The organism is Micromonospora sp. NPDC049580, from assembly GCF_040675595.1.
Classification (GTDB): Bacteria; Actinomycetota; Actinomycetes; order Mycobacteriales; family Micromonosporaceae; genus Micromonospora.
This window is the reverse complement of the sequence record NZ_JBFAPG010000109.1, coordinates 1-14,940: the sequence shown is the minus strand read 5'-3', so window position 1 is coordinate 14,940 and position 14,940 is coordinate 1. Positions and strand designations below refer to the sequence as shown.

Annotated in this window: 11 protein-coding genes; 8 read left to right on the top strand and 3 right to left on the bottom strand. The window is 71.9% G+C overall.

Features of this window, described 5'->3' with window-relative positions; translation table 11 throughout:
• From AB0J68_RS12290 to AB0J68_RS12280, 3 genes are all read left to right on the top strand, one after another.
• Positions 1-2,004, top strand: a 2,004-nt coding sequence (locus AB0J68_RS12290) for a hypothetical protein (protein WP_363938205.1), incomplete at its 5' end; no start/stop codon positions are given.
• 116 nt (positions 2,005-2,120) lie between these two features.
• Positions 2,121-2,720 carry a TetR/AcrR family transcriptional regulator gene (locus tag AB0J68_RS12285; protein WP_355133969.1) on the top strand — a complete coding sequence of 200 codons (600 nt, stop codon included), beginning with the start codon at positions 2,121-2,123 and terminating at the stop codon, positions 2,718-2,720.
• A 96-nt stretch (positions 2,721-2,816) separates the two neighbouring features.
• Positions 2,817-4,154: a biotin carboxylase N-terminal domain-containing protein gene (locus tag AB0J68_RS12280; protein ID WP_363938202.1), complete on the top strand. Its 1,338-nt coding sequence runs from the start codon at positions 2,817-2,819 to the stop codon at positions 4,152-4,154.
• Between the two features lie 106 nt (positions 4,155-4,260).
• Here the strand turns inward: AB0J68_RS12280 and AB0J68_RS12275 are convergent, their stop codons facing one another.
• On the bottom strand, positions 4,261-4,995 hold the full coding sequence (locus AB0J68_RS12275; protein WP_363938199.1) for a hypothetical protein: 735 nt from the start codon (positions 4,993-4,995) through the stop codon (positions 4,261-4,263).
• 985 nt (positions 4,996-5,980) lie between these two features.
• On the opposite strand from AB0J68_RS12275, the gene AB0J68_RS12270 reads away from it, so the two are divergent.
• A complete protein-coding gene (locus AB0J68_RS12270) occupies positions 5,981-6,901 on the top strand; it encodes a hydroxymethylglutaryl-CoA lyase (protein WP_363938196.1) in 921 nt (306 codons plus the stop codon).
• 55 nt (positions 6,902-6,956) lie between these two features.
• Here AB0J68_RS12270 and AB0J68_RS12265 read toward each other — a convergent pair whose 3' ends face one another.
• Positions 6,957-7,529 carry a snapalysin family zinc-dependent metalloprotease gene (locus AB0J68_RS12265; protein WP_363938193.1) on the bottom strand — a complete coding sequence of 191 codons (573 nt, stop codon included), beginning with the start codon at positions 7,527-7,529 and terminating at the stop codon, positions 6,957-6,959.
• 163 nt (positions 7,530-7,692) lie between these two features.
• Here AB0J68_RS12265 and AB0J68_RS12260 point away from each other — a divergent pair, with 163 nt between their 5' ends.
• From AB0J68_RS12260 to AB0J68_RS12250, 3 genes are all read left to right on the top strand, one after another.
• Positions 7,693-9,225 carry an acyl-CoA carboxylase subunit beta gene (locus AB0J68_RS12260; protein WP_354854908.1) on the top strand — a complete coding sequence of 511 codons (1,533 nt, stop codon included), beginning with the start codon at positions 7,693-7,695 and terminating at the stop codon, positions 9,223-9,225.
• A 75-nt stretch (positions 9,226-9,300) separates the two neighbouring features.
• Positions 9,301-10,449, top strand: coding sequence for an acyl-CoA dehydrogenase family protein (locus AB0J68_RS12255; RefSeq protein ID WP_354854910.1), 1,149 nt, complete (start codon positions 9,301-9,303; stop codon positions 10,447-10,449).
• Positions 10,450-10,677: 228 nt separating this feature from the next.
• On the top strand, positions 10,678-13,371 hold the full coding sequence (locus AB0J68_RS12250) for a helix-turn-helix domain-containing protein (protein WP_363938188.1): 2,694 nt from the start codon (positions 10,678-10,680) through the stop codon (positions 13,369-13,371).
• Positions 13,372-13,711: 340 nt separating this feature from the next.
• On the opposite strand, the gene AB0J68_RS12245 is transcribed toward AB0J68_RS12250, so the two are convergent.
• Positions 13,712-14,212, bottom strand: a complete 501-nt coding sequence (locus AB0J68_RS12245; RefSeq protein ID WP_354854913.1) for a MarR family transcriptional regulator — start codon at positions 14,210-14,212, stop codon at positions 13,712-13,714.
• Positions 14,213-14,311: 99 nt separating this feature from the next.
• Between AB0J68_RS12245 and AB0J68_RS12240 the strand changes: the two genes are divergently transcribed.
• The gene (locus tag AB0J68_RS12240; RefSeq protein ID WP_354854915.1) at positions 14,312-14,893 is read left to right on the top strand and encodes a YceI family protein; all 582 of its coding nucleotides are present in this window, start codon (positions 14,312-14,314) and stop codon (positions 14,891-14,893) included.
• The last annotated feature ends 47 nt before the right edge of the window (positions 14,894-14,940 follow it).

Here is a 14,940-nt window from a genome sequence, read left to right as displayed (position 1 = left end):
GCCGCCGCGCTGCGTCAGGCGGGTGCGGCGACGGTGTACCGCCGGGCCGCCGAGGGCCGGCCGGCCGCCGAGGTGCCCGCGCCGACGCTTGCCGACGAGCTGGCCGGGACCGCGACCGCGCTGGCCGCCCGCTTCGACGCCCGCAACGGCACCACGCACCAGTCGGAGTGGATCGCCCGCCGGCTCGCCGTCCGGCCCAGCGGCGAGCACCTGCCGCTCTCCGCGAGCGTCCGCCGCCGTCCGGCCGATCCAACCGTCGCGCTCGGTGCGGGCACGCCCGCGTCCGCCGACCGAGGTGGCCGGGATCGGGCCGAGGCGCCCGCCGTGACCCTGCCCGCCGACGCCGACGCGGACGAGTTGCTGGCCCTCGCCGAGGAGAGCTGGGGCCGACACGACCGGGCCACGTTCCAGGCGGCGCTGGCCGCGTGCGACGACCGGTTCGGCTCCGCCGACCTGCCGGCGCGCACGGTCGCGCACCGGCTGGCGCTGCGGGCCGCCGAGCGCGGCGACGAGGACGACATCGAGGGCGCGGTCGAGTTGAACCGGGCGGCGCTGGACCTGTACCGCTCGGCGGGCGAGGAGGTGCCCGCCCAGGTGGTCGCCGGGCGGCTCGGCGTGCTGCTGACCAGGGACGACGAGCACGCCGAGGAGGGGCTCGCGCTGGTCCGGGAGGCCGCCGAGGTGCTGGACCGGCTCGGTGACGCCCGGCAGCGGGCCGCGGGGCACGACCGGCTGGCGTTGGCGCTGCTGCACCAGCAACGGTGGGCGGACGCCCTCGCGGCGCTGGACCGGGCACCGGCCGACGCGGGTGGCGACCGGCACCTGGCGGCTCGGATCGCGCTGCACCGGGCACACCTGCTGGAGCAGTCCGACCGCGTCGACGAGGCCCGCGCCGCCGCCGAGGAGGCTCGCGGCATTGGTCGTGAGCTGGGCATCGGTGAACTGCTCACGGCGGCCTGCCTGGCCTGGGCGCGGACGGTCGACGACCCGGCGGAGGCGGTGGCCGCCTGCGACGAGGCGCTGCGGGTGGCGCCGGCGGACGCGGAGCTGCCCGTCCGGGTCGCCCGCGCGCGGGCGCTGCTCTCCGCCGGTCGGCCCGCCGACGCGGTGGACGATTTCGTCGAGGCGGTGACGCTCTGCGTGGAGCGCGGCGCCGAGGGGGACGCGTTCCTGCGCTGGGAGCTGGCGAACGCGTACCGGATGGTGGGCCGGCTCGCCGAGGCGGCCGAGGTCGCCGAGGAGGCCGTGCTCGGCCTGGACCGGCTGGGCGCCCAGGCGGAGGCCGACCGCTGTCGGCACCTGCTGGCCGGCGTGTACGCCGGGCTCGGCGAGATCGATCCGGCGCTGGCCCTGCTGGAGCAGTTGTCCACCAACCTGGACGGCCCGGACAACCTCCCGCACCGGGCGCAGGTGCTGGAGGAGGCCGGCGGGATCCTCTACGACGCCGACCGGGACGCGGTTGCCGCCGAGCGGTTCGCCGCCGCCGCCACGGCATACCGGCTGGCCGACCTGCCGTTGGACGAGCTGCGCGCCCGTCGGCGGGAGGCGTACGCCTGGTTCTGGTCCGACGACCGACCGGCGGCGGTCCGGACCATCGAGCTGGTGGACGGGTTGGCGGCCGCGTTGGCCGGGCAGCCGGAGCCGGAGCCGCCGGTGACGTACGAGCTGGCGATGGCGGCCGAGGCCGGTGCGCGGGTGTTGGTCGGGGAGGGGCGGCCGGACGAGGCGCTGAACCGGCTCGCCGGGGTGCCGGACCGGCTCCGGTCGATCGAGGCGTTCGGCGAGGCGGCCCAGGTCGAGATTCTCGTCGGTGAGCTGCTGCTGCGCCTGGACCGGCCGGCCGAGGCGGAGCCGCTGCTGCGCCGCGTACTCGGTGGGCTCCCGGCCGGCTCGCGGCCGGTCCGCCAGACGGCCTGGCTGCTGGCCCGCGCCCTGGACCTGCTGGATCGACCCACGGAGGCCGCCGCGCTGCGCGCGGAGCACGACCTCGACCCGGACGAGTAGACCTCTTCGCCGACCGGTCGGCCCCGCCCGAGCGGGGGCCGGCCGGTGGCGTGGCGCACGCAACCGACCGGTAACCGCCGCCCCACCGCGGTCGGCTCGCGGTCTACGCTTGCCCCGTGACGGTGGAACAGCAGGCACGGGGTGCGGCGGGTGCGGGCCGGCGCCGGTCCCGCAAGGACGAGATCCTGGAGATCGCGGTCGGTCTGTTCGCCGCCCGTGGCTATCACGGCGTGTCGATGGACGACATCGGTGCGGCAGCCGGGGTGACCGGCCCCGCGCTCTACCACCACTTCGCCGGCAAGGAGGCCATGCTGGCCGCCGCGCTGATCCCGGTCAGCGAGGGGCTGTTGGCCGGCGGCCGGGAACGCGCCGCCGGGCATCCGGACGACCCGCGCGGCGCGCTGGAGTCGCTGATCGACTTCCACGTCGAGTTCGCGCTGGCCAACCCGGCGGTGATCGCACTGCACCTGCACGAGCTGGACCGCCTGCCGGAGGAGCCGCGACGACGGATCCGCCGCCTGCAGCGGATGTACGTCGAGGAGTGGGTGACGGTGCTGACCGCGCTGCACCCGGGCATGCCCGACGGTGAGGCGCGGGTGTTGGCGCACGCCGCGTTCGGCCTGATGAACTCGACCCCGTTCCTGGGCGGCGAGGTGGACCGTCGGCGTCGCGCCGAGCTGCTGCGCGGCGCGACCCTGGCCGCGCTGCTCGCCTGAGCCCGGCCGCGCTGCTCGTCTGAGCCCCGGCTCGTCAGGAGTGGGCCGGTCGTGGTTCCCTGGCATCGTCCCACCATCCGGACGCCGGGAGGAAACATGATCGAGTCACTGCTGGTCGCCAATCGGGGCGAGATCGCCCGCCGGGTCATCCGGACCGCCAAGCGGCTCGGCATCCGCGCGATCGCGGTGTATTCGGAGGCCGACGCCGACCTGCCCTTCGTCGCCGAGGCGGACGAGGCCGTTCTCATCGGCCCGCCGAACCCGGCCCAGAGCTACCGCAACGTCGAGGCGATCCTCGCCGCCGCGAAGTCGACCGGCGCACAGGCCATCCACCCCGGCTACGGGTTCCTGTCGGAGAACGCCGAGTTCGCCCGTACCGTCGAGGCGAGCGGGCTGATCTGGGTCGGGCCCGGCGCGGACGCGATCACCGCGATGGGCGACAAGATCAATGCCCGGAACCTGATGGCGGCGGCCGGCGTCCCGGTCGCGCCCGGCACCACCGACCCGGCCGCCGACCTGGACGCGGCGGTCGCCGCCGCTGCGGAGATCGGCTACCCGGTGATGGTCAAGGCCGCCGCGGGTGGCGGGGGCATGGGCATGGGCGTGGCCGTCGACGAGGCAGCGCTTCGCACCGAGTACGACAAGGTGCGCGCGTTCGCCGAGCGGATGTTCGGCGACGGTTCGGTGTTGATCGAGCGGTACTTCCCCCGGGTGCGCCACGTGGAGGTGCAGATCCTCGGCCTGGCCGACGGTCGGGTGGTGGCGCTCGGCGAACGGGAGTGCTCGGTGCAGCGGCGCAACCAGAAGCTGGTCGAGGAGTCGCCGTCCCCGGCGGTCTCGCCGGAGCTGCGGCAGCGTTTCCTGGCCGCGGCGGTGCGCGCCGGTGAGGCCGTGGGTTACCGCAACGCGGGAACTGTCGAGTGTCTGCTCGACCCGACCACGAACGAGTTCTTCTTCCTGGAGATGAACACGCGGTTGCAGGTGGAGCACCCGGTGACCGAGTACGTCTACGGGATCGACCTGGTGGAGGAGCAGTTGCGGGTGGCGTCCGGGCTGGCGCCGACGTTCGACCCGGACGCGTTGACGCCGAGCGGGCACGCGATCGAGATGCGGATCAACGCGGAGGATCCGAAGCGCTTCCTGCCCGGCCCCGGCGTGGTGAAGACCTGGGTGGAGCCCACGGGTGCGGGCGTCCGGGTGGATTCCGGCTACACCGGCGGCAACACGGTCACTCCGTTCTACGACAGCCTGATGGCCAAGCTGATCGTCAGCGGCGACACCCGCGAAGAGGCGTTGGAGCGCGCGAAGGCGGCGGTGGCCGCCTTCCGGATCGAAGGCCCGAAGAACAACCTCCCGTTCTTCGCCGAGCTGCTGGAGAACGAGGAGTTCCTCAGCGGCGCGTACGACACCGGCATCGTCTCCCGCATGCGCTGACCCGCCGTTCTGGTTGATCAAGAGGTTTGCGTCAGGAGTGGCCGGAATCCTGACGCAAACCCCTTGATCGCCGCTGGAAGCAGCGGAGATCGTACGGCCCTGCTCGTTACAGGTGCCTGCGCAGGTCGTAGGAGTCGTCGATCTTCGGCTGCCGGCCGTGCCAGGGCTGGTCGACCAGGTGGGGCGGCATCCCCCTGCGCTGCCCGGGTAGACCGGGGGAGCCGGTGTCCAGCCGTGGTGCCCGGTAGTGGCTCTGTACCGAACCGCCGCCTCTGGGCTGGGTCGTCGGGAAGTGCCTGGTGTTGGGAGCCCCGGAGGACGGGCCGGTCAACGGCTCGTGCTGTCGAGGCAGATCGTCCGACGTTGGGCCGAGGGACCGGGCCGCGAGGGCAGACCGCAGCTTGCTGACCTCCACCCTGAGGTCCAGCCGCTCTCGTTCCAGGTCGGCGATCCTCTGGCGCAGGCGCTCTTCGACATCCTCGCCGCCCCGCCCCTCGGTGTCATCCTCGGCTCGTTCGTCGCGAACTCCACTCGGCGGTTTCTCGCCGCGGGCCAGCTCGTACAACTCGGCGAAGTGGGCCAGCCGCTGCCGGCGGAGCTCCGGCGGCAGCGCGTGCTTCACCACCAGCATCACCGTCTGCCAGGGTGGGCCCTTGCTCTCGGCGGTGAAGTGTCGCGACAGCTTCTTGCGCAGAAGGGACTTCTTCTTGCGTCGACTGGACCGGTCGGGATCGGATCGGGGTGTGTGGATCCGGTCGGCCAGCTTCTGCCAGGTGTCGATCGGCCCGATCTCGGGACAGGTCTCCACGATCTCGCGGACCGCCAGCCCGTACTCCGACACGGCGGGGTTGTGATAGCGCTGCTGGTATTGCGCTTCGAGTATCGATCGCGGGACGAGTCGGTGTCTCTGGGTGCGCTCCTCTGCTGGAAGCGGCGGATCGGCTTCGGTGGTCATGTCGGTCCCCTCAATGCGGTGGTCATGCGGGTCCTTCCAAGAGCTCACATGACTCGGACCAGTATTTGTACCGCCTCCGATCAACCAACTGGGTATTAAAGGCTGTGTCGCCAGTCAGATTCCTGGCCGGGTGGCTGGCCGGGACGCAGGCCTTGTATCGGAACCGTTCTGGCCCTGTCCTGGTTGGACTGTCGATGCTCCTGCGGTTGGCCGGTTGGGCCGGCGAGAACCCGGTCAGAAGATCGTCATGTTCCTCGGGCCGTGTCGTTGTCGTAAGCGGATGGGAAAACACCCGCGCTCGATCCGGATTGGTTGTTGATCGCGGGATCAGTCGTGGAAGTTCCAACGACTGGTAATCCCATCGCAATTGCGGACCGACGCTTGGGAGGAAGTAGATGAACGGTAATGGTTTGCGGCGGCTGAGCGCGGGACGACGAATAGTCCGAATTCTGCGTAAAGCGTCCCTCGGTACCGACGGTGCCGTGGTGATGGCCCTGCTCGTGGGTCGGGAGGACGCCGCCGCGTGCGCCGGCGCCCTCTCGACCGCACTCCGATGCGCTGCGGAGCTCTTGGAAGGACCGTCGCAGCGCTGACCACCGGAGGCGTTCTGGCGGTGGGGCCGAGCCGATGGCTGGCCCCACCGCCACGCCGGCACCAACGTAGCCACCCGGCCGACCGCGGTTCCATGGCGCTGGTGGTGAACGGACCCTTCTGGCCCGATTCATCCGCCGAAGAGTGACCGGAAGCTGTCCAGAAGGGCTACCCGGACGGAAGGCTGACGTACAGGGTGTCCGTCCCGGTCTCGGTGCTGGCGGCTATGAGGGCTGGTGTCGCTACCGTTGCCCCAGCAGAGCAGACAGTGAGGTGACCCATGGCGGAACTGCCAGATTTCGTGTCGATTCGTGAGGTCGGGCCGCGGGACGGGCTGCAGAACGAGGAGCCGATTCCCGTCGACGCGAAGGTGCGGCTGCTCGACGCGCTCTCCGGCACCGGCGTACGCCGGATCGAGGCGGTGTCGTTCGTGCACCCGTTGGCGATCCCGCAGATGGCCGACGCCGACGAGGTGTGGCGGCGGGCCACGAAGGCCGACGGGGTGCGCTACTCGGCGCTGGTGCCGAACACCCGGGGCGCGCAGCGGGCCCTGGCCGCCGGGTTCACCGAGATCGAGGTGGTGGTGTCGGCCAGCGACACGCACAACCGGCGCAACGTCAACCGCTCGACCGACGAGTCGTTGGACGACATCGCCGAGCTGATCGACCTCCTGCACGGGGTGTCCGCGCGGGTCGAGGTGATCGTGGCGACCAGCTTCGGGTGCCCGTACGAGGGGGACATCGACCCGTGGCGGGTCGCCGGCATCGTCGACCGCGTGGTCCGCGACGGCGCGGACCGGGTGGCGTTCGGCGACACGACCGGCATGGCCACTCCGCGTCGGGTCCGTGACCTGCTGACCGCGGTACGCGACCGCAACGCGCACGTGCCGGTGCTGCTGCACTTCCACAACACCCGGGGTACGGCGCTGGCCAACCTGCTGACCGCGCTGGAGCTGGGGGTGACCGAGTTCGACGCCAGCGTCGGCGGCCTGGGCGGCTGCCCGTACGCCCCGGGGGCCAGTGGCAACCTCGCCACCGAGGAGGCCGTGCACATGCTGCACGACATGGGCGTCGACACCGGCATCGACCTGGCTGCCCTGATCGAGGTGGCCGAGCTGGCCGAGGAGCTGCTCGGCAAGAAGCTTCCGTCCGGCGTGCTGCGGGCGGGCCCGCGTACCCGGCTGACGCCGATGCCGAGCTGAGGACGCGACGAAGGGGCCGGCGAACACGCCGGCCCCTTCGTTCGTGCCAGGTCGGTCAGCTCACCGGGGTGAGCACGCTCGGCCAGCTGTCCCGGAAGATGTCCGCGCTGCGGCCGGTGCTGCGCTCGGTGGCGCTGAGGGTGCCGGCGAAGAGGCTGCTCACCCGGTTCGCCTCGGCGGTGCTCGGGTACGGGTTGGTGCAGCTGGTGCCGGCGCTGCCGCCGGACATCAGGATCGCGCAGTTGCCGTTGTAGTTGTCCGGCAGGCCGAGGATGTGCCCGATCTCGTGGGTCATGATCCGCAGCGGGCTGTACTGCGCCGCCTGCTGGGTGTCGATGTAGACCCGGCCGTTGCCGAGGCTGGTCCGCACGGCGTAGGAGCCGCCGCCGGTGATCTGGTAGATCCGCAGGTTGGAGCCGCAGTTCGCGGTAAGCGTCAGGTTCGTGGTGGCGTTGTTCCAGATCGAGGCGGCCTGGTTGGCGGTGCCGGCGTAGGTGCCTGCCTGGCTGGTGTTGTAGCAGATGGTCATCGCGGCGGACGCGGGCGCGGGGTTGGCGACCGTGACGCCGAGCGTGGCACCTGCCGTCGCGACAAACGCGACGGCGAGCCGACCGAGTCGTGAGGTCATCGCTGACTCCTTATCCGGGAGGGGGTGCCAGGAGCCTATCCACAGAGATTAATAGATTTCAATGTTTCGTTCAAAGAAGCGTCGGCCGGTCGTGGGTCGCCGGGAGGTGCGCGAATGCGATAGCCTAACGATCGTTCAGGTCAGTACGGGCGAGGGAGTCGGCGTGACGCTCGACGGTGAGGCGCTGGAGCAACTGCGCAAGCGGGCCCGGTCCGGCGGCGCGGACAAATACCACGCGGCCAACGAGGCCAAGGGCAAGCTCTTCGCCCGCGAACGCGTCGCGCTGCTGGTCGACGAGGGTTCGTTCGTCGAGGACGGCCTCTACGCCAACGCGCTCGCCGACGGGCTGCCCGCCGACGGCGTGGTCACCGGCACCGCCACGATCGACGGGCGGCAGGTCTGCCTGATGGCCAACGACTCCACCGTCAAGGCCGGCAGTTGGGGCGCCCGGACCGTCGAGAAGATCATCCGGATCATCGAGCGGGCGTACGGCGCCGGCGTGCCGATGGTCTACCTGGTCGACTCCGCCGGCGCCCGGATCACCGACCAGGTCGACCTCTTCCCCGGCCGGCGTGGCGCCGGCAAGATCTTCTGGAACCAGGTCCGCGCCTCGGGTTCGATCCCGCAGGTCTGCGCGCTGTTCGGCCCGAGCGCCGCCGGTGGGGCGTACATTCCGGCGTTCTGCGACGTGGTCGCCATGGTCGACGGCAACGCGAGCATGTATCTCGGCTCCGACCGGATGGTCGAGATGGTCACCGGGGAGAAGACCACCCTGGAGGCGATGGGCGGGGCCAAGGTGCACACCGCCGAGTCCGGCGTCGGGCACTTCCTCTGCAAGACCGAGGCCGACGCGCTCGACGTGGTGAAGACCTACCTGTCGTACCTGCCCGCGAACTGGACCCAGGCGCCGCCGGCCGCGCCGGCGGTCGCCGCGCCCGCGAAGGCCGACCTGGCCGCGCTCGTGCCGGCCAGCGAGCGGCAGGCGTTCGACATGCGGCGGTACGTCAAGGGCCTGCTCGACGAGGGTTCCTTCTTCGAGATCCAGGCGCTGTGGGCCAAGGAGCTGACCATCGGGTTCGGCCGCCTCGACGGCCAGGTCGTCGGCGTGCTCGGCAACAACTCGATGTTCAAGGGCGGCGTGCTCTTCGTCGACTCGGCCGACAAGGCGACCCGGTTCGTGCAGCTCTGCGACGCGTTCAACGTGCCGCTGCTCTTCCTCAGCGACGTACCCGGCTTCATGGTCGGCAGCGCCGTGGAGAAGCAGGGCATCATCCGGCACGGCGCCAAGATGATCACCGCCATCTCCGAGGCGACCGTCCCGAAGATCTGTGTGGTGGTCCGCAAGGCGTACGGCGCCGGCCTGTACGCGATGGCCGGCCCCGGCTTCGAGCCGGACGCGACAATCGCGCTGCCCACCGCGAAGATCGCGGTGATGGGCGCCGAGGCCGCCGTGAACGCCGTCTACGCCAACAAGATCGCGGCGATCGAGGACGCGGACGAGCGGGCCGCCTTCGTGGCCGCCAAGCGGGCCGAGTACGAGCAGGACATCGACGTCGTCCGGCTCGCCAGCGAGCTGGTGGTGGACGCCATCGTCGAGCCGCACGACCTGCGTGGCGAGCTGGTCCGCCGCTTCGCCGCCGCGCGTACCAAGGACCGGCACTTCTCCCGGCGTCGACACGGCGTGACCCCGGTCTGACCCTCGCCCCACCCCCACAGCGATCCGCCTGCGGCGTCACGAGCGCCGGGGCGGCCGTCCACACAGGAGGATGAGATGGACTTCCGGCTCACCGACGAACAAACGGCGCTGCGGGAGAGCGTGCGGGACTTCGCCCGCGAGGTGGTCGCCCCGGTCATCGCCGAGCACTACGAGCAGCACACCTTCCCGTACGAGGTGATCCGGCAGATGGGCAAGATGGGCCTGTTCGGCCTGCCCTTCGGCGAGGAGCACGGCGGGATGGGCGGCGACTACTTCGCGCTGTGTCTGGCTCTGGAGGAGCTGGCCCGGGTCGACTCCAGCGTCGCGATCACGCTGGAGGCGGCGGTCTCGCTCGGTGCGATGCCGATCTACCGCTTCGGCACCGAGGAGCAGAAGGCCACCTGGCTGCCGAAGCTGCTCAGCGGCGAGGCGCTGGCGGGCTTCGGGCTCACCGAGCCGGGCACCGGATCCGACGCCGCCGGCACCCAGACGCGTGCCGTGCTGGACGGCGACGAGTGGGTGATCAACGGGTCGAAGGCGTTCATCACCAACTCGGGGACCGACATCACGGCCCTGGTCACCGTCACCGCCGTGACCGGCACGAACGCGGACGGCTCCAAGGAACTGTCGACGATCATCGTGCCCACCGGTACGCCCGGATTCACGGTGGCCCCCGGTTACTCCAAGGTCGGGTGGACCGCCTCGGACACCCACGAGTTGACCTTCGACGACTGTCGGGTGCCCGCGGCCAACCTCCTCGGTGCCCGCGGCCGAGGGTTCGCCCAGTTCCTGCGGATCCTCGACGAGGGCCGGATCGCGATCGCCGCACTGGCCGTCGGCCTCGCGCAGGGCTGCGTCGACGAGTCGATCAAGTACGCGCAGGAGCGGGAGGCGTTCGGCCGCCCGATCGGCGCCAACCAGGCCATCCAGTTCAAGATCGCCGACATGGAGCTGAAGGCGCACACCGCCCGCCTGGCCTACTACGACGCCGCCGCCCGGATGCTGGCCGGTGAGCCGTTCAAGCGACAGGCCGCCATCGCGAAGCTGCACGCGAGCACCATCGCGGTGGACAACGCCCGGGAGGCGACCCAGATCCACGGCGGGTACGGCTTCATGAACGAGTACCCGGTCGCCCGGTTCTGGCGGGACTCCAAGATCCTGGAAATCGGCGAGGGCACCAGCGAGGTGCAGCGCATGATCATCGCCCGCGACCTGGGTCTCTGAACCACCCACACCGCACCTGGACGCGGCCCGGTCCCGCTCCGCCTCTCCCTGCCCGCCACCGGCCGGCCGTCTGCCGTCGGCCGGCCGTTCGACGCCGGCTTGCTGTCTGACGCCGGCTTGCCGTCGTGGGCCGGCCAGCCGTTCGGCTGTCGGATTTTCGGCGAGCGGACGTCGGCAGACCGACGTTCGACTGCCGATGGTCGGAGTCGATCCGTACTCTTCGTGGCCATGACTCCGGAGCATGATCGGTCGCGGAGCCCGGCCGGTCGTAGCGGGCTGCCGGAACTGCTGCGTGCGCACCGGCGCGCGGCCGGCCTGACTCAGGCGGAGCTGGCGTCCCGTGCCGGGGTCGGCGTGCGGACGGTGCGGGACCTGGAGCGCGGCCGGTCGGTCCGGCCGCAGCGCACCACAGTCGAGTTGCTGGCCACGGCGTTGGAGTTGGCCGGCGCGACCCGGGCGGCGTTCCTGGCGACGGCCCGCGGCGCCGCCGGCGGTGAGTCGCCCCGGCCGGACGTCATCTCGGGCACGCTCGGGGTTGGCGCCGGTGTCACGTCCACAGCCGGAGCCGCCCGGGCCGCCGCTCGGGTGGCCCTCCCCCCACCGGTAGCCCTGATCGGCCGCGACCGCGACGTCACCGAGCTGGCCGGAATGCTGACCGCGGAACGCGGCCCCCGACTGGTGAGCCTGGTCGGGCTGGCCGGGGTCGGCAAGACCGCGCTCGCGCTCGCCGTTGCCCACGCAGCCGCCCGCGCACATCCGGGCGGTGTGGCCGGCGTGCTGGTCGGCGAGGGCTCGGACGGACCGGACGTGCTCGCCGCCACGATGACCGTCCTCGGCGCGGCCCGGCTGCCGGAACTCGTCGCCCGGCTCGCCGGACGGCCGGCACTGCTGGTCATGGACGCGGTCGAGCGCGCCCCCGGCCCGGTGGCCGAGACCCTGCACCGGCTGGGCATCGTGCTGCCGTCGTTGCGGGTGCTGGTCACCGGACGGCACCCGGTCGGGCTGCCCGGTGAACGGGTCTGGCCGGTAGCCCCGCTCGAGGTGCCGCCGCCGGACGCCGAGCACTCCGGGCCGGCCACGCTCGGCTCGTGGCCGGCGGTCGCGCTGTTCACCGCGCGGCTCGCCCAGGTCCGTCGGGAGCCGCCGACTCCGGACGAGCTGCCGGCGTTGGCCGCCCTGGTCCGTCGGCTGGGCGGCCTGCCGCTGGCCATCGAGCTGATGGCCGCCCGGGGCCGGTTGCTCGACCTCACCGAACTGCTCGATCGGTACGGCGATCGCGTGCTCGACCTGACCACCTCGGCCGACCCGGCGGCCCGTAACCGCTGGGACGGGCCGGAGGCGGCCACCCGCCGCCCGTATGCCACCGATGCCACCCGGGCGGCGGTGGCGGTGACCCTGCGGGACGCGGTGGCGACCAGCTACCGACTGCTCGCGCCGGATGAGCGCGACGCGCTGCGGCGGCTTGCCATGTTCGGCAACCGGTGGTCGGTGGAGCTGGCCGAGGAGATGCTCGCCGACGAGGCCGACCGGGACGGTACGGTCGCCATCGATCCGGTCCCGCTGCTGGACCGCCTCGTCGAGCTCGGCCTGCTGAGCGTTCGCGGCACCGGGCCGTTCCGGTTCCGCCTGCTCGACGCGGTTCGTGACTTCGCCATCGAGCAGGCCGTGGGCAGTGGTGAGCTGACCTGCGTACGGCGTCGGCATGCGGAGGTGGTCGCCCGCCTCGTGGCGCGGACCGCCTCCGACCTGGCCGGCCCCCGGATGCTCGACGCGGTGCACCGGCTCGACGAGGTGAGCAGCGACATCAGCACGGCGCTGGCCCACGCGGCCACCGACGACCCGCTGACCGCGCTCCGTCTGGCGGCCTGCCTGCCCCGTTGGTGGCGCTTCCGGGGGCGCGATGTCGCCGGGCGGCAGTGGCTGCGGCGGTTGCTGGCCGACCCCCGAACCGTGGACGCCGACCCGATCCTTCGCGGCTGGGCCAGCCTCGGGGTGGCCCGGCTCGCCGCCGAGCACGGTGCCGAGGTCGACGAGTTGCCGACGGCGCGGGCCGCGTTGGAGGCGTTCCGACAGGCCGGCGACGTGACCGGCGAGCTGGAGGCGCGCAGTGTGCTCGGCGCGCTGCTGACCACCGTCGGCGGGCACGACGAGGCCCGGGAGCAGGCCGAGGCGGTGCTCCGGCTCGCCGCCCGCAACGGGCGGACCCGGGAGCTGGCGGTGGCGCAGAACAGCCTCGCCTGGCACGAGATCCGCGTCGGTGACCTGGTCGCGGCACGCCGTCGGCTGGCTGCCGTGGACCGGCTCGCCGCCGAGGGCGGTGAGCAACGGTTGCGGGTGTTGGCCTGGGCCAACCGGGCCGAGGTGTCCCGCCTGGAGGGCCGGTACGCCGATGCCGTCGACCAGGGCCGGCGCGCGGCGTCGGCACTGTTCGAGTTGGGTGACCCGGGGCATCGACGGCGGGTGCTCGGGACGGTCGGATTGGCGCTCGCGCAGGACGGGCGTGCCACGGAGGCGACCGAGGTGCTGACCGAGCTGCGTGCGGGGGGCGCCGAGGCGACAGTTGTCGTGCCGGGCCAGCAGTGGGTGGAGCGGGTCGGACTCCCGCGACCGCGCTCGGACGACACGGTGTTGTCCTGGGGCGGGCCGGAGGCGGGTATCTGTGCGCTGATCGAGGGGAACCTGGCACTGCACCGGGGTGACCGGGAACTGGCGGCCGAGTGGTTCGCCGCCGCTGCCGAGGCCGGTCACGATCGGCGGGACGTGGTGGAGGCGCTGGTGGGCCTCGCCGCGAGCACGTCGGACCCGGCGGTTCTCGATCGTCTCGACCGGGTCTGCGAGGAGAGTGGCATCCGGTTGCTGCCGCAGGAGTCCGGGCTGCTCTATGCGCTGATGGCCGCGCGGGGCGGGTCCGTCGAGCGCTAGTTGGGCGCCCGTCGGTGGCCGGCCCGATGGAGAGTGGCGCGAGCGAAGAGCCCCCTTGGTGCTACCCCTCGCTGTTCGCCCGCGCCGTCACCCCCCGGTGATTCCCCGGTGGACGAAAGCCTGCCACCGCTGCCGGGGTGGAAGGTGCTCTTCAAGAGGTTTGTCCGGTCTGCAAAGTCAGTTCTGCCGGTCTTTCTGCCGGTGCTGCCGGCACCCGCCGCACGCCTCGGTCGACCGCCCGGACGTCGCCCCGACACGGCTCGACCGCCGCTGGCGACACGGGTGGCCGCCGTCCGGTGAGGTCGGGCGGCCACGGTCGGTCAGGCCCGGGTGTCAGCGGTCAGGCCGGGTCGCAGTCGTCGGCCACTTCCTGGTCGGTGCTGCCGGCGGTGGCACCGGGATGGACGGCGTCCCGCACTCGGCGCAGGCCGTCGAGCAGTGCCGCCAGAGCCTCGGGGTCGAGCTGGCCGGTGAACCACTGCTCGATGATCCGCAGATGGCCGGGCAGCGTCTCGTCGAGCCGCTGCATGCCGGCCGCGGTGACCACCGCGTACGAGCTGCGGCGATCGTTCGGGCAGGCTCGGCGGGTGAGCAGCCCGTCGCGTTCCATCCGGTCCACCACACGGGTCACCCCGCTGGTGGACAGTGACGTCTGCGCGGCGAGGTCGGTCATCCGCAGCTGGTTACCGGGTGAGCGGGCCAGTCGAGTGATCACCTCGAACTCGACCGTGGAGAGGTCGTGCTCCTCGAGTTGGGCGGCGAACCGGGCCGAGAGCCCGGCGTGGACCTCGTAGAGGAGGCCAACCGCGGTGATCCGGGGGTCGTCGAACACGTTGGTCACTCGTTAACCCTACCAGTCCTTGACAGAGGGAATGTTGTTGCGGTTATATTTGCTCAAGCAGTCGTTGGGCTACTAAACAATCTTCTGGAGGACACCAGCATGACCAGCAGCATCGATGCGGTTACCCGCGACTGGGACGGCCTCACCATCCCGACGGCCGGCACCTACGTGCTGGACGCGGCGCACAAGCGGGTCGGCTTCGTCGCCCGGCACATGATGGTGAGCAAGGTCCGCGGTGAGTTCAAGGAGGCGACCGCCACCATCACCGTCGCCGAGGACCCGCTGCAGTCCTCGGTCGTCGCCACCATCCAGGGTGCCAGCATCGACACCACCCAGGGCGACCGGGACGCGCACCTGCGCAGCCCCGAGTTCCTGGACGTCGAGAAGTACCCGACCCTGGAGTTCCGCAGCACCGGCGTCAAGTCCCGCCGCGGCAACGAGTTCGTGCTCACCGGTGAGCTGACCATCAAGGACGTCACCCGTCCGGTGGAGCTGGAGGTCGAGTTCGAGGGCGTGGGTCGCAGCCCGTTCGGCCAGGACATCTTCGGCTTCTCCGCGAGCACCGAGATCGACCGCGAGGAGTTCGGCCTGACCTGGAACGTCACCCTGGAGACCGGTGGCGTGCTGGTCGGCAAGAAGATCAAGATCGAGATCGAGGGCGAGGCCGTCCGCCAGGCCTGATCCCACGGATCACCGGTACGCCGGGCCCGCGCCGACGTGCGGCGCGG

Bases quoted from the DNA above. Each gene is read 5' to 3' on its own strand.
- AB0J68_RS12280 (WP_363938202.1), top strand. From the start codon at position 2,817: ATGATCGAGTCACTGCTGGTCGCCAATCGGGGCGAGATCGCCCGCCGG.
- AB0J68_RS12270 (WP_363938196.1), top strand. From the start codon at position 5,981: ATGGCGGAACTGCCAGATTTCGTGTCGATTCGTGAGGTCGGGCCGCGG.
- AB0J68_RS12265 (WP_363938193.1), bottom strand. From the start codon at position 7,529: ATGACCTCACGACTCGGTCGGCTCGCCGTCGCGTTTGTCGCGACGGCA.
- AB0J68_RS12255 (WP_354854910.1), top strand. From the start codon at position 9,301: ATGGACTTCCGGCTCACCGACGAACAAACGGCGCTGCGGGAGAGCGTG.
- AB0J68_RS12250 (WP_363938188.1), top strand. From the start codon at position 10,678: ATGACTCCGGAGCATGATCGGTCGCGGAGCCCGGCCGGTCGTAGCGGG.
- AB0J68_RS12240 (WP_354854915.1), top strand. From the start codon at position 14,312: ATGACCAGCAGCATCGATGCGGTTACCCGCGACTGGGACGGCCTCACC.